Below are 20235 nucleotides of genomic sequence, written 5' to 3' on the forward strand. Positions count from 1 at the left end.
GGTGAAGCTATCTTTCAAGGGAATACGTGGAACCTATTTTTAAAACGCAAATAACAAAATATATCGGAGATGATTTCTCTAATTGTGATGATATATTAGTAAGAGAGATAAAATTAGACATTATAGTAAATGACAAAAAAGTTGGCTCTATGATGGCTACGCCGGTTGATTTAGAAGCACTAGCCGTAGGATACTTACTTAGTGAGAATATTATATTAAATCACAAAGATATATCTGATATAAATTTCAATGAAAAAAAGTTATGTGTAGAAATAAAAGCAAAGATAAATGAAGAAAGCTTAAAAACATTAAACCACGAAAGCATAATAATAAGTGGCTGTGGTAGAAGCGTTACTGCAAATGTAAATTTAGAAACACTAAGTGCAAAGCTCATAAATCAAGATATTAAATTCAAAAGAAGTGATATATCAAATCAAATGAGTGAGTTTTACACTCAGTGCGAATTATATGAAAAAACTGGCTGTGTGCATACAGCAAAACTTTTTACAGATAATCAAAAATTTTATATAGGAGAAGATATAGCTCAACACAATACGATAGACAAAGCTATCGGAAAAGCTACATTAGATAATGCTGATTTAAAAAATAGCTTTTTGATGGTCAGTGGAAGACTTAGCTCTGAAATGGTTGTAAAAGCTGTTATGAACTCAATACCATTACTTGTTTCAAGAACAGCTCCAACAAGTCTTGGTGTTTTGATAGCTAGAAAATTTAATCTAACTTTATGCGGATTTGCTCGTGGTAACAAACTAAATATTTATAGCTGTGAAAGTAGAATTTATGCATAAAGAGATAGAAGAACTAATAATAAAATTTAAAAACAAAAATGGAAGATTAGACTGTGGAGTTGCATTTAAAATAGCAAAAAAATTAGATGTTGATATCGGTGAAGTTGGAAAAACAGCTACAAACATTGGCATCAAAATAGACTCATGCGAACTTGGCCAATTTGGCAAATTAGAAAAATCAGATGGTAGTTATATAATATACAATAATCTCAAACCAAAGATTGATGAAAAAAGCAGGATAACCTGCAAGGATGCAAGAGATGCTGGAGTTGGGGTTGGTCTTAAAAAGATAAGATCAACACTAAAAAACTATAACATAGATGTTAAATACTGCCAACTTGGATGCTTCAAAGAGAAGAAAGGTAAAAAAATGATAGTAAAAACAAAAACTTGGATAGAAAACAGCGACGGGGATTTGCTTTTTGGTAAGGGAAAAACTGAGATATTGGAAGTGATAGCCGAATCTGGCTCTATGTCAAAAGCTGCTGAAATTTTAGGAATGAATTATAAAAAATGCTGGAGTCATATACAAATTTTATCAAAAAATATGGGAGAAGACTTAGTAAACACAAAGCAAGGTGGTGGAGATAATGCCGGCACAACTCTAAATCCTCGTGCATATGAGCTTATAAAATCATACAAACAACTCCAAAGAGACATAGAAGAGTATGCAAATAAACGCTTTAAAGAACTTTTCTTGAGCGATCAAGAAGACAGAATTAAAAAAGACAAAATTTAAAGAAAGGAAAAAATATGTTTGTAAAATTAAACGATAGAGTGTATCTAAATACAGATAAAATAACTCGTGTAAAAATAGACAATGTTCAAGATGGAATACGCATACGTTTTTATGAAGGCGTTGCTCAAGTTGCTAAAAGTGGTAAATTTGAAACTTTTGAATCAGCACAAGCTTGGCTTGAGAAATATTTCGTAAAATCTTAATTTAAATTATAGCTAAAAAAAATTTTTAGCTATAACCTGCTACAATTAATCCAAATAAATATAATACTTAATTTAAAGGGCAAAAATGAAATTTGATATAGTTGCTAAAGATTCTAATGCTAGAGCTGGTGTTATACAAACAGCACATTCCACGATACAAACTCCTGTTTTTATGCCAGTTGGAACTGTTGGGGCTGTAAAAAGTCTAGATGCTTTAGACATGAAAGAAACACTAAATGCAAATATCATACTAGCAAATACATATCATATGTATCTACGCCCTGGAAGTAAAATCGTAAAAGAGTTTGGTGGTCTTCATGGATTTACAAAATTTGATAGAAGTTTTTTGACTGACAGCGGTGGTTTTCAAGCATTTTCATTAAGATCAAACACAAAAAACGATGATGGCGGAATTAAATTTAAAAGCCATATAGATGGCTCAATGCACTATTTTACTCCAAAATCCGTTCTTGATACTCAGTATGATTTTGGTAGTGATATAATGATGATACTTGATGATTTGGTTGCACTTCCAGCCGATAAAAAAAGAGTCGAGTTAAGCCTACATCGAACCATAAAATGGGCAAAAGAGGCTATTGATTATCATAAGTTCAAACAATCTCAAGGCATAGGGGTTAATCAAAATATATTTGGAATAATTCAAGGCGGAACAGACTATGAAGCTAGAAAAAAATGTGCGATTGAAATTTCACAAATGGATTTTGATGGACTTGCGATAGGCGGACTTAGTGTTGGTGAAAGCAATCAAGAGATGTATGATACAGTTGAGGCTGTTATGCCATTTATTGACAAAAACAGACCAAGATATCTAATGGGAGTTGGAACACCTGAGGATTTGGTTGAAAATGTTGAGCGTGGAGTTGATATGTTTGACTGTGTTATGCCTACAAGAAATGCAAGAAATGGGACTCTTTTTACAAGTTTTGGAAAGATAAACATAAAATCAGCAAAATTTATAAATGATCATATGCCAATAGATCCTGAATGCCAATGCTATACTTGCAAAAATTATTCTCGTGGGTATCTAAATCATCTTTTTAAAGCAAGGGAGCTTACATTTTTTAGATTAGCGAGTTTGCATAATTTGCATTATTATCTAAATTTAATGAAAGAGATTAGAGAGTCTATAATAAAAGGCGAATTTACTAAGTTTAAAATAAAATTTTATGCAAAAAGAAATATACAAAAATAATAACTATTTTTTAAGCTTTTAAATTTTTAAAACAAATTTTTGGTATTTTTTAAGCTATCTTTGGATTTTCAAGATAGCTTAACTGTAAAAATTGCCAAATAAACATCAAAAACTATATTTATTTTAGAAAAATTTATTCATCCTAAGAGCGTTGATTTGACTCTTAGATCAAATACTTTTTTGACTTATCAAAACACCTTCTATCATCTTTTTGATATCGCCATCAAGTATCGCATCTGTTTGAGAGTAAGCCTGTCCACTACGATTGTCTTTTACTTGCTGATAAGGGAAAAGCACATAAGAACGAATCTGATGCCCCCACCCTATTTCGCTCTTTTCGACACTAGTACTAGCCTCTTGTTGTTTTATAAGCTCAAGCTCATAAAGCCTTGATTTTAGCATTTTCATAGCCGTAGCTCTATTTTTATGCTGAGATCTATCATTTTGACATTGCACTACTATACCTGTTGGGACATGTGTTATTCTTATTGCACTTTCTGTTTTATTTACATGCTGACCACCAGCCCCACTGGCTCTATATGTATCTATTTTTAGATCTTTTTCATCTATATTTATCTCTATGTCATCATCTATTTCGGGACTTACCATAACACTTGAAAAACTAGTATGACGCCTACCAGCACTATCAAAAGGGCTTGTTCTAACAAGTCTATGAATGCCATTTTCAGCTTTTAAATACCCGTAAGCATTCTCACCCTTCACAATAAAACTTACATCTTTAAGACCTGCTTCATCACCCTCTTGAAAGTCAAGAGTTTCTACCTTAAACCCCTCTCTTTCACAAAAACGAAGATACATTCTATAAAGCATACTAGCCCAGTCATTACTCTCTGTTCCACCAGCACCAGGATGTATGGAAACAATAGCATTCTTGCTATCATCATCTCCACTAAGAAGCATAACGATTTCTAAATTTATAATATGATCTTGTAAATTTTGTGCATCATCAAACAATGACTGTATAGTTTCAGTATCATTTTCTGAATTTGCTAATTCATAAAGATCCTTAGCATCATCAACAGCCTGTTTTGCAGAGTTAAATTTATCAAGCATTGAATTAATCTTTGATTTTTCTTTTGCTATAACACCAGCTTTTGATATATCTTGCCAAAAATCAGGATCATTTTCTAACGAATTGATCTCATCAAGTCTGTTTTTTAAGCTATATGGTTTAACAACCTGAGCGATATTTTCAACCTTTGTGTTTAGTGTTTTTAATAATTCCGTATATTCATAATTATCCAATTTCATTATCTCCATAATTTTTTTGCCTATTTTACCAAATTTAATTTTTATTTTGATAAAATGACAGGTTAAAATACAAAAAAAGAGTGAAAAATGAAAATAATAAAAACTATTGAAGAACTTAAAGAATTTAGATCTAGTCTTGATGGCAGTGTTGGATTTGTCCCTACAATGGGTGCTTTACACGATGGGCATAAAAGCCTTATACAAAAATCAGTAGATCAAAATGATCATACGATTGTGTCTGTTTTTGTAAATCCAACACAATTCTTGCCCGGAGAGGATTTAGAAAAATATCCAAGAAAAGAAGAAGATGATACAAAAATTTGCGAAACCTGTGGAGCTAGCGCTATTTTTATACCTGATGCAAACATTATGTATTCTGATAAAGAGCCATTAGTTTTAGCACCAAATAAATTTGCAAATATACTAGAAGGAAAGACAAGACCGGGTCATTTTGATGGTGTTTTAAGGGTGCTTACTAAATTTTTCAACCTAGTAAAACCAAACAGAGCATATTTTGGAAAAAAAGACACACAACAACTTTTAATAATACAAAACTATATAAATACAATGTTTTTGGATATAGAAATAATTCCTTGTGATATAGTAAGAGAAAGGGATGGCCTAGCTCTTTCAAGCAGAAATGCGTATCTTAGCGAAGAAGAAAAATGTATGGCTCTTCGCATATCAAAATCATTGCAAAACACTTTAAATTTTGTAGAAAATGGAGATCTTGATAGCAGATCTATCAAAGAAGAGATGCTAAGGATATTAGAGCCTTTAAAATTAGACTATGTGGCAATAGTAAACAAAGAACTTGAAGAGATACAAAAAGTAGAAGAAGGAAACACCATAATACTTGTAGCAGCTTATGTTGGTAAAACTAGACTTATTGACAACATGTGGATATAAGAATGCAAAAAGTTCATCTAATATCACTTGGTTGTAATAAAAATTTAGTAGATAGCGAGATAATGCTTGGTCGTTTAAAAAACTATAGCATAACAGATGATGTAAATAGTGCTGATGTTATCATAGTAAACACATGTGGTTTTATAGAATCAGCAAAACAAGAGAGTATACAAACCATACTTGAAGTAGCAGAAAGCAAAAAACAAGACGCTACTCTTGTTGTAACTGGCTGTTTGATGCAAAGATACAAAGAGGAGCTTATAAAAGAACTACCTGAAGTTGATTTGTTTACTGGTGTTGGGGATTATGATAAGATAGATGAAATTTTACTAAAAAAGACAAATTTATTTAGCCCTGATACATATCTGCAAAGCACAGAAGACAGAGTTATAACAGGTTCAAATTATCACGCATATATAAAAATTTCAGAGGGTTGTAATCAAAGATGTAGTTTTTGTGCTATACCAACCTTTAAAGGAAAATTAAAATCAAGAAATTTAGAAGATATTATAGATGAAGTAAAAAAGCTAGTTCAAAAAGGCTTTTATGATTTTAGCTTTTTATCTCAGGACTCTAGCTCTTTTTTAAAAGACAAATCAACAAACGATGGCTTAATAAAGCTTATTGATGCCATAGAAAAAATAGATGGTGTAAAAAGTGCAAGAATACTATATCTTTATCCAAGCACAACATCAAATGAGTTAATTTCAAAAATAATATCTTCAAATGTTTTTCATAACTATTTTGATATGCCTATACAACATATAAGCGACAATATGCTAAAAACAATGAGAAGAGGAAGTGGTGAAAAGAGGCTAAGAGAGCTTTTGGATATAATGAGAAAAGCACCAAATTCTTTCTTAAGAACTGGAATCATAATAGGACATCCAGGAGAAACCAACGAAGACTTTGACACACTATGTGAGTTTTTAAGTGAGTTTTCATTTGATAGAGTTTCAGCATTTGCTTACTCAAAAGAAGAAGATACAAAAGCTTATGAAATGGAGCAAGTTCCAACAAAAATAGTATCTCAAAGATTAAGCAAAATAGAGAAAATCATAGACAAGACAATATCAAAAAGTCTTGATAGTATGATAGACAAAGAATATATCGTAACACTTGATGGAGTAAGTAGCGAAGGAGAGATGTTTTTTGGAGCTAAACTTGACATATGGGATAAAGATATAGATGGCGAGGTTTTGATAAACGAAAGTGACATTAGTGATTTGCAAGTAGGAAAAAGATATATTTGCAAAATAACACAAAGAGCCGATAAAAAGTTACTTGGGACTATTTTAAAAGAAGTTTAAATTTTGATTAGTAAAAATTGTTTAACTCATCTAAAAAATGGTAAAAATTTGCTAGCATTTTCTTATGGTGTTGACAGCGCGGCACTTTTTTACCTTTTAGAAGAGTCAGGTATTAAATTTGACATAGCTATCATAAACTATAACACTAGAGAAAATAGCACAGTAGAAGCAACAAGTGCAAAAAACTTAGCATATAAATTTAATAAAAAATGCTTTTTAAAAAGTGTTAAACTTCAAAATAAAAACTTTGAAAGCGAAGCAAGAAAGATAAGATATGATTTTTTTAAAGAAATTTGTATAAACGAAAAGTATACAAATTTGATTTTAGCACATCAGCTAAATGATATGTTTGAATGGTTTTTAATGCAATTTAGCAAAGGTGCTGGACTAAACGAACTAATAGGAATGCAAGAGATAGAAAAAAAAGAGTATTATACGCTCATAAGACCAATTTTAAACATACAAAAAGATGAACTTAATAAATATTTAGATAAAAATAATTATAAATATTTTGTTGATGAAAGTAATTTTTCAGACAAATATACAAGAAATCATTTTAGACTTGAATTTTCAAACCAATTCATAAAACAATACTCAAACGGAGTTAAAAAAAGTTTTGAGTTTTTAAACCAAGACTACAATCAGCTAAAACCAAAATATAAAAAAATAAAAGATGATTTTTATCTAGTCTATAATGACAAAAATGCAATAAGAGGCATAGATAAAGTTTGCAAAAAGCTTGGTGTATTGATGAGTCAAAATCAAAGACTAGCAGCACTAAAAGATGGTGTAATAAGCGGTAAAATTGCCATTGGTATAAAAGATGATATTGTATTTATATCACCTTTTGTAAAAGATGCAATGGATAAAAAATTTAAAGAAAAATGCAGAAAAGCTTTAATCCCAAAATTAATAAGACCTTATTTATTTCAAATAAATTTTGAAATAGAAAAATTAAATTATAATAAAATTTTTGATACAACAGATGTTATAGCTGTTTGAGATTTTAATATATGCTTAGTTTTTAAACCAAATTTTTTAGTAAATAATTCTATTTCTCTTTGAGAAAATCCACCCTCAGGACCTACAAATAAAAGCTCATCTTTATATAAGCTTATATCATCTCCTCCGAAATTAACAAGGGCTATATTATCATATTTCAAAGAAAAATCATCCACACTATCATAAATTTCAAATTCCATCAAAGCATCTCTACCACATTGTTCGCACGACAAAGCGCAAATATATTCAAATCTTTTAATATCTATTTTGAAATTTGCTTGTGAAAAATCAGTATAGACAAAAATAATCTTACCTACACCAAGCTCGTTTAAATAAGGCAGTGTTTTTTCTATTGTTTTTGGGTCAATGACAGACCAAGCTATCTTAAAATCATAGTTTGGCTTTTCATTTAAACTAGCAAAAACAAGGGATAAGGAGGCACTTCTTCTTTCAAGACTTTCAATTTCATAAAGATATCTTTTACTATCTTTTAGATTTCTTACCTCTATCCTATCGCCTACCTTAACTCTTCTTGCTTTTAGATGTAAAAATGGCTCATTTTCAACAATTAATCGTTCATTTCCGGCATTTTTATCATACAAGAACTGCATATCACAATCCAGCAAAAAGCACAAAAAATATCTCTCCTAAAATTTGGAAAAATGCAAATTTTCTAAATTTACCAAGTTCATTTAAAGGAGCATATTTTTTTAACTTCTTATATCCAATTATATTTAAAGTAACTAAACCAATAAAAGATATAATCATTCTAGCTATATGCCAAGTTAGACTAAAATTTAAAGCAACAAGCATTAAAACACCTGTAAAAAACACAACAGCAAAAGCTAAGTGGTATAAAGGTAGAAAATACCTTATCCTAAGCACATAATTTTTAGTATTTATGCCTATTTGTGTTAAGACCAAATGTATAACAACAAGTGTTAAAAGCAAGTGCATCATTCCTTTATGAAAAGGGTAAATGGCTGAGTGTAATTCTTGTAAGTGTTCGATCATTCTTGTTTCTCCATAACTGGTTCCGGTGGGAAATTTTCATCAATAGTAGTATTTGTTTCACCTTGAGATATAGGAATATCTGTTGGCACCTTATCATTTGTATTGTTTATATTATTGGTTTTATTATCATTACATCCTATAACAAACATAAAAATCATTAGAAATAAGCTATAAAAAACTTTTTTCATCAAACTTCCTTTGGATTTAAAATTTTAGTTTTTGTCTTTATTTTATCAAAAAGGTTCTTGTCCTCCCATTCATCTATTATAGCATCTGAAAACACTATATTATCTAAGCTTATGATACCCATATTTTCATTATAAGCATCTTGTTTAAAGCATTGAGCATATCCTGTATCTGTTTCGTGAACTATTATACTATCAAGAGTTACACCCTGCTCTGCATTTTGCATTATTGTATTTTGTAACAAAGTATCTATAATAACAAAAAATATTCTACAAAATTGTTCAGCAGATGGATTAACAGGTATACTTACCCATCTTGCAGAGTGTTTTTTTATGTCATCTATATACTCTTTGTTGTCTAATGAATATATAGTCGTACTATGATCAAAGCTATCAATTATGGTTTTAATATTTTTCTTCATTAAGCCAAAGTCATAAACCATACCGGCATTATCTAAAAAATCTGATTTTAGCAAAACTTCTGCTTTGTAACTATGTCCATGAATACTTGTTCTACAACGCTTAGAGCTACAAAACCTAACTATATGTGCATTTTCAAATTTAAAAAGCTTTCTAATTATCATTAAACACCCTCTTTATTATCCCAAATCCTAATATGCATACGATCACTATAATTAAATCCATTTTTTATAGCAAAATTGGCTACATTTAAAGCATTTTTTTCTAATTCGATTTTATTTGAACCCATTGGCATACACCAAACATCTTGATTATAAATTTTAAGTATGTCATTAATCTCATCAAGTTCTTTGTCTTTTCCTAAAATAACAAATTTATAAAAACTATCATAAGAATTTTCACAAATAGCCTTTATGGCTTCTTTATTTATTCTTTTTTCATACTTTTCACCACTATTTTTAAGCTTAACACTCATAGCAAAACTACATTTTTTATAAATTGGAAATTTCTCAAAATCAACAAAAATACTAGAATTTGTTTCAAATTGAATCTTAAAACCACTATTTATCAACTTTGAAACTAAATTAATAAAGATTTTATTTTTATGATGCAAAAGAGGTTCTCCACCTGTAATAACTATCATAGGCAGTTTTTTCAAACCTTTTATTCTTGCATTAACTAAGTTTAAAATTTCATCTTCAGTTTGTATCTGAGTAGCATCAAAATGAGATGTAAAAACAGCTCTAATTGTATCACAGCCAATTAAAGTATCACCAGTCTTATTAGATATTTGTTTTACATCAAAGCCGTAACAATTTAAATTGCACCCAAAAAATCGTAAAAAAATAGCAAGGTGACCTTGATATTTTCCCTCTCCTTGTATGCTTATAAACTCTTCAACCAAACTCAAACTAGCCAATATCACCCACCAGTTTGATAAAATGCTCTGCTTGAAGTTTCATTTTGTTCGCCTATTTCCCACTTATTTTTTTCAGGTTTGTTTATCAAAACCTGTCTTAAAACCTCTGCAGCACCAGCAACATCACCCTTTGTAACAGCATCTTTTATACTCATAGCATCTTCAAAATATAAACAAGGTATCAAAAACCCTTCCGCAGTTAGTCTTATTCTATTACAACTTTCACAAAAATCGTGCTTATGTGGATCTATAATCCCAAACTTATAACCATCTTCAAGTTTATATATAGAAGCTGGTGCATTTGGTAATTTATCATCTTTTGTAATTTTGTATTTTTTTGAAATTATAGATAGTATCTCATCGCTTTTTAAGCCTTTTAACTCATCATTTGCATGTGAGTTTTCCATATACTCTATAAATCTAATCTGACAATTTCTAAACTTAGCAAACTCGAGCAAATTTATAATCTCGTTATCGTTAATGCCTTTTAAAGCAACGGTATTAATCTTAACACTAAGACCAGCATCTAAAGCTTCTTCAAACCCAGCTAAAACTTCATGCAAAACACTCTTTTGAGCTATAATTTTCGCAACTTCTGGTTTTAAGGTATCAAGAGACATGTTTATTCTTTTAAGACCTGCTTCTTTTAGTCTTTTTGCATAGTGTTTCAGCATAAATCCATTAGTAGTTAGGGCTAAGTCCACATTTGGATTATAATCATTTATCATCTTTATAAATACATCCAAATCTTTGCGAAGTAATGGCTCTCCACCAGTTATACGAATTTTTTTTACACCTTCATCAATTGCAACTTTTATAAATAAAAACAACTCTTCAAAACTTAGTAAATTTTCTTTTGGGGTCCATTCAAATGGTGTTTTTGGCATACAATATCTGCAACGAAAGTTACACCTTTGGGTAACAGATACACGAAGATAATCAACAACTCTACCATGGCCATCTATTAACATAACCAGAACCTCTTTATTATTTTTTATAATACATATCTATAAAAGAATATATTTAATGCAAAAGTAGAATAAAAATCTAAACCATATAACAATTATTTATAAACATATGGTTTAGATTTGATAATTAAGCCAAAAGTCTATCTATCTGAGATTGCAAATTTGCAACATTATGGCTTTGAGCCAATATAGAAGCATTAAGCTTTAATTTTTCATTGTTTTGTTCATTTAAATTTTTAGATATATCATTATTTTGCAAACCACTTTCACTTTGTCTTAAAGCAACATTTTGCTTTAAAGATGAATTTATATCAGCAACTATACCGTTTTGGACAGAACCAATCTCTCCTCTTAATCTATTAACATCATTTATAAAATCATTAATGCCATTTTGATTGGATATATCCAAATTATTAGCACCAGATCTTACGCTATTTTCTGATAGATTGATATTTTGAGTTGCATTTCCAGTATAAAAATTTGACATATCACCAAATACATTTTTGCCATTAAATGTCGAGTTATCTATGCTTTGACCTATAGACTCTTTTAATCTATCAGCCTCACGGTTTAATATACCGCGTTCTCTATCTGACAATGCTGGGTTATTACTTTTAACAGATAATTCATTTAATCTATCAGCAGTTTGAGTAATATTATTTAAAGTAGAGTCAGCAATATTTAAAGCACCGATTGCATCATTTGCATTAGCTATACCTTGATTTATTACATTAGCTTGTGATAATAAACTATCAGCTATGGCAAGATTTGCACTATCAACACCACTTAACGCACGATTAGCAGATATGTTTTGCAAAGCCTTATCTTGTGCCTGTTTAGCTTTATCGGCACTATTTAAATATTGAGTTGAAGATATATTGTTTACTTTCATATTATTCTCCTTAGTTGCATATATCATACATCAAAAAATATAAATTTATCCTTTATTTTTGTCATTAATCTTTTTTTCAATTAAGTTCAATTAAATAGTTAAATAAAAAATTGCAACTAGAATTATAATTATTTTTTACACAGACAAAAAAGCTTCAATAATAAAATCATAAACAATTTTATATCCAACACTTAAAATATAGCAAGTAAAGCATTATTAAATACCAAAAAAACATAAAGGCATTCAGGATAAAATACCAGAAAATTACACTTAAATATTTTTGTATATTTTTTTAAATTTTCTTTCGTATCTCTGTTTTTGACTTATATTCCCCATAACTCCACCTTGATGAATATACAATACATCGTTTTTAAACTTATCTAAATTATTAAAAAGCGTTATAAAACCAACTGGATCATAGATTAGATCAAATTCTATATTCGTTGATTCTTTTAACTCTTTATAAATTTCAAATAACTCAATCTTCAAATCACCAAAATGATATTTTTTAGGAGGTTTTAAAATTTTAACTTTGGAGTTAGAAACTAAATTTTGTATTTGCAACTTTAAATATTCATCATCGCCAACACAAGGACAGGTATAAACATCAAAATCTATATTTTTTGACAAAAAACTAGCACTTGTACCTGTTCCACTTGGTAAAAAAATATCAAATTTAAGTGAATTTTTTAATGCAAAATTTTTTATCTCAGAAGCCTGGGTCTTAAAACCATATTCTGCCTCAGGAATAGCAACACCCTCTTGAATAAAAAATAAATTTTTATCTTTTGCTATTTGTTTTGCATAATATTCTCTACTATCTTTTATATAAAGTTTCATTCCATTTTCAAGTGAAGCTAAAAAATTTCCAACTGGATTTTTTTGTAGATTCTCGTTTAAATAAGAAACCACATAATGAAATTCTATTTTTTTTTAATTTAGCAAAAACACTAAGAGAATACATAGCATTTGATTGACTAGAGCCGTGAGATACTATACCTTTTATTCCTAGATCATTTTGTAAAAAATACTCTAATTTCCTAGCCTTATTGCCATTAAATTCACCAAGCAAATCATCTCTTAAAATATAAAACTCAAAATCTCTAAATAAAATCTTTTGTATCATTGTTTTTGTTCTAAAAGTTTTTCTATCTGTTCTAAAGCATCTTTATTTGATATCGAAAATTTAATCTCTATGCGTCTTGAAGCCTCTTTATCTTCTTTGCCATCCTTTAATACAAGATTATTAAAACTTCTTCCACTAGCCACCAAAAGTTTACTTAATTTTTTATCAGAATTATAAGAATTAATAAATCTCATAACTTCGTAAGCCCTGCGCTGAGATAACTCAAGATTATACAAATAACTTCCGTCACTATCGGTAAAACCCTCTATCATAACTTGATCAATATTTTTGCTTATATCTGGATCATTAAGCAAAACATCAAAATATTTTTGCAGTGTATCTTTTAAATCAGATTTTGCTTCATCTTTCAATTTTGCTTCATTTTTATTAAATAATACAGACGAGCGAAGCTTTAATGCACCAGATACTGGATCTATTTCTATACTTTTTCCGAGCTTATCTTTTAGAGCTGTTATAACTTTAACCCTTATACCGGTTAAGCTTTTAATGTGATTTTTGGTTATATTTAAATCTTTTAATAACACATTATACTTATCATCTTTATCGCTAATTTGATAGGTTAATTCATCTATTATTTTTAAATTTTGATTATTTTGCATATTTAAATTAGTAGCATTAACTTCTGCATTACTAAGCTTGTTTTCAATAGATACTATTTTTGAATTTAGATCGGCTATATTCTCACTAAGCTCATAATTATTTGATTTTAATCCGTCTATATCAGCCATATATTCACTATTTGTATCTGACAATATCTGTAATTTTGATTTTAAATCTGCAACAACTGAAGTTAAATTTTTATTCAGTTCCTGAAGCTCAATATTATTAGCATTTGCTTTTAGAATTTCATTTTTTAAAATAGCATTGAGCTTATCAAGGCTTAGGTTTTTGCCTTGTTCATCCTTTAAATTTTCTAGTGTTTTTATAATAGTTTGCTCTTTGTTGGCTAGTATATTTTGAGACAAGACATATTTAACCACAATAGCGCCAACAATAAGCATAAAAACAAATAACAAACCCGCCATTAAATCAGCATAAGATATCCAAAAAGTTTGGTTATTTTCTTCTTGATTATTTTGAAATCTCATCTTCTAAATTTGAACTTTCTATATTTTGCATAACCCTTTGAACTTCACCATCTAATTCATTAGCGTTCTTTTTTAAATCCTGCAAAGCTATCTCTCTTTCTAGCTCTGACTTAGTTAGAGTTTTTTCTTGTTCATAGACTTCTTTAAAAGCAGATATTCCTTCCAATAGACCGACTTTAAATGCTTGCATGGCATTGTTTTGTTCACTAATAATCTTAGTGGCAAATTCTTTTAAACTTAAATCAAGTGTCTTAAGATTTAAATCGAATTTATTAACACTTTTTTCAAAACCATTAACCTTATCTTGCATAAGTTCATTTAGTCTATTATATTCAGTAGAAAATGATTTTTGCATATCTTTTAATGATAGGTTTAAATCGATAGTAGCTTTTAGTATTTCTGTGTGAATTTTAACAAATTCATCTTGTCTTGAGCCTGCTTTATTTAAAAGTCTAATATTTTGATCAAATTTTATTTGGGATTCACTTATCATTCTTTGTTCTAAATTTTGTAGCTCAGAATATGATTTAAATTTATTACCGACAACATTATCTAAATTCTTAAAAAAATCTTCGTTGCTTATTCTTGAAAATACAGATCTGATATCATCAAAATGTTCACCGGCAACACTCATAAATCTTTGTTCCAGCTCATCTTTTTGCCAAAAAAATTCTTTACTTAACTCTTTTTGCTCTCTTGAAAAATTATCAAATTTAGTTACACCAAATTTTTCAAAAAACATCCACCAAATAGCCAAAAATATACCATAAATTGATACATAAAAGGCAGTGCCTACACCATTTAACAGTATACCTATTTCTTTTTCCAGTCCAAGAGAATCACTTGAACTAAAAGATGGCATTGAAATAGCTATACTAATAAAAGTTCCCAAAATTCCAAGCATAGGAAATATAGAATATCCCATACCAGCAATATGTGAATTTCTTAAACCTTTTATATAATTACTCAAAAAATCATCAAAGCATACATTTGATTTTTTTACGCCTGAAATTTCAAGTAAATTTGATACTATAAAATCTTTTAAGCTACTCTTAAAATCAGCACTCTTTTTTGACAACACAGAAAAAGCAAAATCAGCATTATGTCTTGCAAAAAACAAAGCTATGACGAGTATCATACCCATCATAATAAGGCTATGAATTTCTATGTTAAAATTTATAACATTAAAATATCCTAGCAAAGCAGCAGTATATATCAAAACTGGCACTAGTACAATTTTAATATATGTAAAAATTGAGCTATCAGACTCTGGTTTTGGTAGTGTTAAATCAGAATAATCATTTCTAATGGCCATCAATTAGTTCCTATTTAAGCAGTTTAAGTCTGAAAAAGCAATCTGCAAACGCTCCACCATACTCTCTTCGCCAGCTCTCAACCATTTTCTTGGATCATAGTATTTTTTATTTGGTTTATCTTCACCATCTGGATTTCCTATTTGAGCTTGCAAATAATCCCTATTTTTAAGCTCATATTTTCTTACACCATCCCAAAAAGACCACTGCGTATCGGTATCTATATTCATTTTAATAACGCCATAACTTACAGCATCTTTTATATCTCTTATCTCACTTCCACTTCCTCCGTGAAATACAAAATTCACAGGTTTTTTGTTGCTTGTATTAAACTTATTTGAAACATATTCTTGAGAATTTTTAAGTATCTCTGGTCTTAAAACCACATTTCCGGGTTTATATACACCATGGACATTACCAAAACTAGCAGCTATACTAAATTTATCGCTAATTTTGCCAAGCCTTTCATAAGCAAGAGCTACATCTTCTGGTTGAGTATAAAGTAAAGAATTATCAACACCTGTGTTGTCAACACCATCTTCCTCTCCGCCAGTAACACCGAGTTCTATCTCAAGGCTAATGTCAAGCTCACTCATTTTTTTCAGATACTCTTCACAAGTTTGTAAATTTTCCTCTAAACTCTCTTCGCTTAGATCAAGCATATGAGAGCTAAAAAGAGGAATTCCGAAACTTTTTTTATGCTCAGCAGAAGCTATTATAAGCTCATCTATCCATGGTAATAATTTTCTAGCAGCATGGTCTGTATGTAAAACAACAGGAACGCCATAAGCGTTAGCTAAAGAGTGAACATGTTTGGCACCAGCTATAGCACCAAGAACATCAGCATTTTTACATGATTTTCCTGCATAAAAGCTAGCACCACCATTACTAAATTGAATTATAACGGGTGAATTTGCAATTTTAGCTGCTTCCAAAACAGCATTGACAGAATCACTACCAACTACATTAACAGCAGGTATAGCAAATCCTTGCTCTTTTGCATAAGAGTAAAGCTTTGTTACATCATCTCCTGTCAAAACACCAGCTTTAACGATATCTAAAACACCCATTTTAATTCCTCTTTTTTAATTAATTATTTATATTGAACTTTTGCTTTTGAGCGAAGAGTATCTGTTTTTTGTTTAATAACTTCTTGAAATTTTTGCATTTTAACATTTTGCTCAATTTGTTCTTTAACATCTTTGAAAGGTATAATTCCAGCTGGTTTCATATCTTCTTTTAAAATTATATGATAACCAAATTGTGATTTAACCGGATTTTTAGAAACTTCACCCTTAGTCATAGAAAAAACAGCATCAGCAAAAGGTTTTACCATTTGTGATTGACCAAACCAACCAAGCTCTCCTCCTCTTACAGCAGAACCTTTATCTATAGATTTTTCTTTTGCAATTTCTTCAAATTTTTTATTTAAGGCATCACCTTTTAATTTTTTAAGTGATGAAATTATAGATTTAGCATCTTCTTCTTTTTCAACTAATATATGTCTTGCTTGAACACTTGCTGGTTGATTAAAATTTTCTTTATTTTCATCATAAAATTTTTTAACTTCAGCATCATTAACTTTTATAGTATCAAAAATCTTTTTAAAATATAACTCTCCAGCTATATTTTCACGAGCAATATCAAGAGCTTTTTTAAACTCAGGATCTTTTTCTATTCCTGATGATTTAGCTTCTTTTAACAATAATTTTCTTCCAACTATATCATCTATAACTTTCTTTTTTAAATCATCGTTTAACTTTGAAGTATCTACACCAGGCATAGCTTGGCTTAAAAGAATCTGAATATCATCATCTGTTATATTTTCTCCATCAACAGTAGCAACAACAGCAGCACTCAAACTCATTGCCGCAACAAAACTTAAAGCAGTAAAAAATATCTTTTTTTTCATGATTATTCCTTGTAAAATATTTTGGTTTTTAAAATTAAAAGTGGATATTATACATTAAGTTTATAAAATTTTTGCTAAAATTAAAAACATGAATAAAAAAGATAGAATTTTAATAATAAAAAATAGATTTTTAAAACACTTTGAAGGTGCAAAAAGTGAATTAATTTGGAAAAACAACTATGAACTTATAGTTTGTGTTATGCTTTCAGCACAATGCACAGACAAAAGAGTAAATTTAATAACTCCAAGGTTATTTGAAGAATACCCAAGTATAGATGATTTGGCAAATGCAAATTTAACATCCCTCAAACTTTTAATAAACTCATGTAGTTTTTTTAATAATAAAGCCACCAACCTAATAAAAATGGCAAAATCAGTTGTAGAGTTGCATAATTCAGAAATTCCTCTTAACGAAAAAGACTTGATAAACTTAGCAGGTGTTGGACAAAAAACAGCACATGTGGTTTTATTAGAAGCAGTAGGAGCAAATGTAATGGCTGTTGATACACATGTTTTTAGGGTTTCTCATAGATTAAATTTAAGCAATAAAAAAACTCCCGAGCTAGTAGAAAAAGATCTATGCAAAACATTTAAAACAGAGCTTGGAAAGCTTCATCAGGCTATGGTATTATTTGGTAGATATACATGTAAAGCTATAAAACCGCAATGTAATGAGTGTATATTAAATGATATTTGTCAAAGTAAAACATAAAAAATAAATAGGTTTTTAATTGGGGTAAAGAATTTAACATCGGTTCAAAAGATATAGATAATAAATATAAAAAGTTAGTTGAAATTTCAATAAACTCAGAAATGAATTGTCATATGAAAAAATAATAAATACCCCTTCTTAATAAAGGGGTATTTTAATTAAAATATACTTATTATATAAGCATATATCATCATAAACAAGAACACAAGTCCTGTAATAAGCATGGCAAATCCAGCAAATTTTGCTATCGGCTTATACCAAGCATAATTTTCATTTTCATGATATAACCTTTTAAGGTCTCCATTTTTAACCAATCTGTCATACCAATGCTTTCTCTCTTGTTTAATCTCTTCTTCTGTTAAAGTTCCACTAAATATAACCATATCCATAGGGAAACGATCAGCTCTAAAGTGGGTATTAAAGAAGTGAATAGCAAATATAAATCCAGTAGCAAGCAATGCTTCATCTGAATGGACTAATGTGCTTAGGTTTATCATCCAACCTGGCATAAAGTTAGAGAAGAATGTAGGGAACCATAAAACAAGTCCACTAAATCCAATAATAAACATACCCCAGAATACCGCAATATAGTCAAATTTTTCCCAATAAGTCCATCTGTCAAATTGTGGTCTTTCTCCCTTTCCAAAGAACCATAAGAAGTGAGCTTTCATATCTTTAAAGTCTTGAATTCTAGGCATAAGAGAATCAGCATCAAACAAGCGACTAAAAAATCCTTTTCCTTTTCTTGTCTGAACCACAATAATCTCAGCAATATGGCTAAAGAATACAGCAAACATAACAACAGCAGACAAGTGATGTATAAATGTAGCTACTTCAATACCACCCATTAATTCTATCATTTTGTTAGCCCATGGAGCTGTATAGAATTTCTGTGGTAATCCAGAAAATGCAAGTCCTAAGAAACTAGAAGCCATAAATAAATGCTGGATTAGGTGTAAAGTACTAAATCTCTTGACTGTCATTTTGTCATTATGAGCTTTTTGTTTAGCTTCTTTCCACTCTTTAGGATACGCCATTCTTGTTTGGATAAGTTTCATTGACCATAACAATGTGTGAATTCCAAAGAATAAAAATACAACTATCACAAGTCCTGTCATAAATACATAAGCTGTATGTAGTAATGGATATTTTTTAGCATCTGTGTGGTCTGCGTGAGCTATAAAACCAACGAAATTTATATTTGAGTCAACATGGCACTCACCACAAGTTTTAACTCTGTTATTTATATGTAGCGTTGATTCTTCTTTGTCCATATTTAAAACATTATGCGCACCGTGACAATCATAACAAGCAGCAACTCTTATTGCATCGCCGGGCTTATTAAGTAAAAGCGCTTTACCGTGAAATGTTTCATGGTATAAACTTTGTTGTTTTTCATGACATACACCACAATTTTCTTGGCTTAATTGCTTTAATTCTTTATGAACTTTACCATTTTTATCAGCTATATGAACACCGTGACAATCTGTACAGTTTGGTAGTTTTCTACCCTCTTTTAAATCTTGTGTAACAAAAGGACTATGCACACTTTTTTCAAAATGAGACTTTTCCTTCTTGTGACAAGTTTTACAATTATCATTCACAAACTCTTTATCTCTAAAAAGCTCCTCTTTATCTTGCTTTGTTGCATACACTACTTTTGGTGATGTATGACAATCTCTACAAGCAGGCAAATTTGCAAACAACAAATCATCGTGAATACCATCTTTGTAATTTTGTATTTTTTTCTGGGTTAATCTCTCAGTCTTATGAAAAATACTATCTACTTTTCTACCTGATAAAGCCCAAGCATCAATACCTTCTAGCATATAATAAAGATTATTATATCCATCTTTTTGCAAGATAATCGCAATCTCTGTTGGTTCAACAGATGCTGAGTTTAAACCATATAAAACTATTTTTATATTTTTATTATCTGGTAAAAAACTTAGCACATTACTTACATTAACATTTATAGCATTAGGAATATGCCTTTGTTTATAAACTCTTTCATCGTTTGCATCCAAAAAATATACATCTTTCTCTTTGCTTAATTTTTCTGCTTCATTTAAACTTATAGGATTAGCACCATCTAAACTTAAATTTATCTCCATAGGCATAGAAGCAAAAGTATCAGGTAAAATGATGAATGCAAATATAATAAAAAATCGGGCTATAAATTTCATGGCCGTCTTTCTCCTTAAATTA

Annotated in this window: 21 protein-coding genes and 1 pseudogene; 8 read left to right on the forward strand and 14 right to left on the reverse strand. The window is 29.7% G+C overall.

Features of this window, described 5'->3' with window-relative positions; translation table 11 throughout:
• The first annotated feature begins 26 nt into the window (after positions 1-26).
• The 4 genes from fdhD to tgt all read left to right on the forward strand — a co-directional run bounded on the left by fdhD (position 27) and on the right by tgt (position 2964).
• Positions 27-809 carry a formate dehydrogenase accessory sulfurtransferase FdhD gene (gene fdhD / locus CPIN18021_RS05655; protein ID WP_078424614.1) on the forward strand — a complete coding sequence of 261 codons (783 nt, stop codon included), beginning with the start codon at positions 27-29 and terminating at the stop codon, positions 807-809.
• Positions 802-1548: a winged helix-turn-helix domain-containing protein gene (locus CPIN18021_RS05660; protein ID WP_078423500.1), complete on the forward strand. Its 747-nt coding sequence runs from the start codon at positions 802-804 to the stop codon at positions 1546-1548. Before fdhD ends, CPIN18021_RS05660 begins: the two co-directional genes overlap by 8 nt.
• A gap of 14 nt (positions 1549-1562) precedes the next feature.
• Positions 1563-1751, forward strand: coding sequence for a sodium-dependent tyrosine transporter (locus CPIN18021_RS05665; RefSeq protein ID WP_078423501.1), 189 nt, complete (start codon positions 1563-1565; stop codon positions 1749-1751).
• Positions 1752-1836: 85 nt separating this feature from the next.
• Positions 1837-2964 carry a tRNA guanosine(34) transglycosylase Tgt gene (tgt, locus tag CPIN18021_RS05670; RefSeq protein ID WP_078423502.1) on the forward strand — a complete coding sequence of 376 codons (1128 nt, stop codon included), beginning with the start codon at positions 1837-1839 and terminating at the stop codon, positions 2962-2964.
• A 168-nt stretch (positions 2965-3132) separates the two neighbouring features.
• On the opposite strand, the gene prfB is transcribed toward tgt, so the two are convergent.
• Positions 3133-4230, reverse strand: coding sequence for a peptide chain release factor 2 (prfB, locus tag CPIN18021_RS05675; protein ID WP_078424882.1), 1098 nt, complete (start codon positions 4228-4230; stop codon positions 3133-3135).
• A 93-nt stretch (positions 4231-4323) separates the two neighbouring features.
• Between prfB and panC the strand changes: the two genes are divergently transcribed.
• From panC to tilS, 3 genes are read left to right on the forward strand one after another with little or no spacing between them, the layout of a single operon-like run.
• A complete protein-coding gene (gene panC, locus CPIN18021_RS05680) occupies positions 4324-5145 on the forward strand; it encodes a pantoate--beta-alanine ligase (protein WP_078424615.1) in 822 nt (273 codons plus the stop codon).
• 2 nt (positions 5146-5147) lie between these two features.
• The gene (gene rimO, locus CPIN18021_RS05685; protein ID WP_078424616.1) at positions 5148-6455 is read left to right on the forward strand and encodes a 30S ribosomal protein S12 methylthiotransferase RimO; all 1308 of its coding nucleotides are present in this window, start codon (positions 5148-5150) and stop codon (positions 6453-6455) included.
• Between the two features lie 3 nt (positions 6456-6458).
• The gene (gene tilS / locus CPIN18021_RS05690; RefSeq protein ID WP_180375123.1) at positions 6459-7457 is read left to right on the forward strand and encodes a tRNA lysidine(34) synthetase TilS; all 999 of its coding nucleotides are present in this window, start codon (positions 6459-6461) and stop codon (positions 7455-7457) included.
• Here tilS and CPIN18021_RS05695 read toward each other — a convergent pair.
• The 12 genes and pseudogenes from CPIN18021_RS05695 to CPIN18021_RS05750 form a co-directional block, all read right to left on the reverse strand.
• Positions 7415-8068, reverse strand: a complete 654-nt coding sequence (locus tag CPIN18021_RS05695; protein ID WP_078423505.1) for a 16S rRNA (uracil(1498)-N(3))-methyltransferase — start codon at positions 8066-8068, stop codon at positions 7415-7417. The genes tilS and CPIN18021_RS05695 overlap by 43 nt on opposite strands.
• 1 nt (position 8069) lies before the next feature.
• Positions 8070-8471, reverse strand: a complete 402-nt coding sequence (locus CPIN18021_RS05700) for a hypothetical protein (protein WP_078424617.1) — start codon at positions 8469-8471, stop codon at positions 8070-8072.
• On the reverse strand, positions 8468-8659 hold the full coding sequence (locus tag CPIN18021_RS05705) for a hypothetical protein (RefSeq protein WP_078424618.1): 192 nt from the start codon (positions 8657-8659) through the stop codon (positions 8468-8470). Before CPIN18021_RS05705 ends, CPIN18021_RS05700 begins: the two co-directional genes overlap by 4 nt.
• On the reverse strand, positions 8659-9240 hold the full coding sequence (locus CPIN18021_RS05710; RefSeq protein WP_078424619.1) for a 6-pyruvoyl trahydropterin synthase family protein: 582 nt from the start codon (positions 9238-9240) through the stop codon (positions 8659-8661). The genes CPIN18021_RS05705 and CPIN18021_RS05710 overlap by 1 nt, the downstream gene beginning before the upstream one ends.
• Positions 9240-9998 (reverse strand): 7-carboxy-7-deazaguanine synthase QueE, encoded by a 759-nt coding sequence (locus tag CPIN18021_RS05715; protein WP_226995956.1) that lies wholly within the window; start codon positions 9996-9998, stop codon positions 9240-9242. Before CPIN18021_RS05715 ends, CPIN18021_RS05710 begins: the two co-directional genes overlap by 1 nt.
• A complete protein-coding gene (moaA, locus tag CPIN18021_RS05720; RefSeq protein WP_078423507.1) occupies positions 9998-10966 on the reverse strand; it encodes a GTP 3',8-cyclase MoaA in 969 nt (322 codons plus the stop codon). The genes CPIN18021_RS05715 and moaA overlap by 1 nt, the downstream gene beginning before the upstream one ends.
• A gap of 124 nt (positions 10967-11090) precedes the next feature.
• Positions 11091-11855 (reverse strand): flagellin, encoded by a 765-nt coding sequence (locus tag CPIN18021_RS05725; protein ID WP_078424620.1) that lies wholly within the window; start codon positions 11853-11855, stop codon positions 11091-11093.
• 270 nt (positions 11856-12125) lie between these two features.
• Positions 12126-12981: pseudogene (locus tag CPIN18021_RS05730) on the reverse strand (1-aminocyclopropane-1-carboxylate deaminase).
• Entirely contained in the window at positions 12978-14090 is a 1113-nt protein-coding gene (locus tag CPIN18021_RS05735; RefSeq protein ID WP_078424621.1) for an OmpA family protein, read from the reverse strand. Before CPIN18021_RS05735 ends, CPIN18021_RS05730 begins: the two are co-directional and overlap by 4 nt.
• On the reverse strand, positions 14074-15405 hold the full coding sequence (locus tag CPIN18021_RS05740; protein ID WP_078424883.1) for a MotA/TolQ/ExbB proton channel family protein: 1332 nt from the start codon (positions 15403-15405) through the stop codon (positions 14074-14076). Before CPIN18021_RS05740 ends, CPIN18021_RS05735 begins: the two co-directional genes overlap by 17 nt.
• 3 nt (positions 15406-15408) lie before the next feature.
• Positions 15409-16473: a class II fructose-bisphosphate aldolase gene (gene fbaA, locus CPIN18021_RS05745; RefSeq protein WP_078423511.1), complete on the reverse strand. Its 1065-nt coding sequence runs from the start codon at positions 16471-16473 to the stop codon at positions 15409-15411.
• A gap of 23 nt (positions 16474-16496) precedes the next feature.
• On the reverse strand, positions 16497-17315 hold the full coding sequence (locus CPIN18021_RS05750) for a peptidylprolyl isomerase (RefSeq protein ID WP_078424622.1): 819 nt from the start codon (positions 17313-17315) through the stop codon (positions 16497-16499).
• An 88-nt stretch (positions 17316-17403) separates the two neighbouring features.
• Between CPIN18021_RS05750 and nth the strand changes: the two genes are divergently transcribed.
• Positions 17404-18027, forward strand: coding sequence for an endonuclease III (nth, locus tag CPIN18021_RS05755; protein WP_078423513.1), 624 nt, complete (start codon positions 17404-17406; stop codon positions 18025-18027).
• Between the two features lie 158 nt (positions 18028-18185).
• Here nth and CPIN18021_RS05760 read toward each other — a convergent pair whose 3' ends face one another.
• Positions 18186-20213, reverse strand: a complete 2028-nt coding sequence (locus CPIN18021_RS05760) for a rhodanese-like domain-containing protein (RefSeq protein ID WP_078423514.1) — start codon at positions 20211-20213, stop codon at positions 18186-18188.
• Between the last annotated feature and the right edge of the window lie 22 nt (positions 20214-20235).

Origin of the sequence: Campylobacter pinnipediorum subsp. caledonicus (genome assembly GCF_002022005.1) — a bacterium.
In the GTDB taxonomy this organism is placed as follows: Bacteria; Campylobacterota; Campylobacteria; order Campylobacterales; family Campylobacteraceae; genus Campylobacter_A; species Campylobacter_A caledonicus.

What these genes read in the sequence shown, in the direction of transcription:
- CPIN18021_RS05660 (WP_078423500.1), top strand. Translation starts at nt 802, where the DNA reads ATGCATAAAGAGATAGAAGAACTAATAATAAAATTTAAAAACAAAAAT.
- CPIN18021_RS05665 (WP_078423501.1), top strand. Translation starts at nt 1,563, where the DNA reads ATGTTTGTAAAATTAAACGATAGAGTGTATCTAAATACAGATAAAATA.
- tgt (WP_078423502.1), top strand. Translation starts at nt 1,837, where the DNA reads ATGAAATTTGATATAGTTGCTAAAGATTCTAATGCTAGAGCTGGTGTT.
- panC (WP_078424615.1), top strand. Translation starts at nt 4,324, where the DNA reads ATGAAAATAATAAAAACTATTGAAGAACTTAAAGAATTTAGATCTAGT.
- rimO (WP_078424616.1), top strand. Translation starts at nt 5,148, where the DNA reads ATGCAAAAAGTTCATCTAATATCACTTGGTTGTAATAAAAATTTAGTA.
- CPIN18021_RS05695 (WP_078423505.1), bottom strand. Translation starts at nt 8,068, where the DNA reads ATGCAGTTCTTGTATGATAAAAATGCCGGAAATGAACGATTAATTGTT.
- CPIN18021_RS05700 (WP_078424617.1), bottom strand. Translation starts at nt 8,471, where the DNA reads ATGATCGAACACTTACAAGAATTACACTCAGCCATTTACCCTTTTCAT.
- CPIN18021_RS05705 (WP_078424618.1), bottom strand. Translation starts at nt 8,659, where the DNA reads ATGAAAAAAGTTTTTTATAGCTTATTTCTAATGATTTTTATGTTTGTT.
- CPIN18021_RS05710 (WP_078424619.1), bottom strand. Translation starts at nt 9,240, where the DNA reads ATGATAATTAGAAAGCTTTTTAAATTTGAAAATGCACATATAGTTAGG.
- moaA (WP_078423507.1), bottom strand. Translation starts at nt 10,966, where the DNA reads ATGTTAATAGATGGCCATGGTAGAGTTGTTGATTATCTTCGTGTATCT.
- CPIN18021_RS05725 (WP_078424620.1), bottom strand. Translation starts at nt 11,855, where the DNA reads ATGAAAGTAAACAATATATCTTCAACTCAATATTTAAATAGTGCCGAT.
- CPIN18021_RS05735 (WP_078424621.1), bottom strand. Translation starts at nt 14,090, where the DNA reads ATGAGATTTCAAAATAATCAAGAAGAAAATAACCAAACTTTTTGGATA.
- CPIN18021_RS05740 (WP_078424883.1), bottom strand. Translation starts at nt 15,405, where the DNA reads ATGGCCATTAGAAATGATTATTCTGATTTAACACTACCAAAACCAGAG.
- fbaA (WP_078423511.1), bottom strand. Translation starts at nt 16,473, where the DNA reads ATGGGTGTTTTAGATATCGTTAAAGCTGGTGTTTTGACAGGAGATGAT.
- CPIN18021_RS05750 (WP_078424622.1), bottom strand. Translation starts at nt 17,315, where the DNA reads ATGAAAAAAAAGATATTTTTTACTGCTTTAAGTTTTGTTGCGGCAATG.
- nth (WP_078423513.1), top strand. Translation starts at nt 17,404, where the DNA reads ATGAATAAAAAAGATAGAATTTTAATAATAAAAAATAGATTTTTAAAA.
- CPIN18021_RS05760 (WP_078423514.1), bottom strand. Translation starts at nt 20,213, where the DNA reads ATGAAATTTATAGCCCGATTTTTTATTATATTTGCATTCATCATTTTA.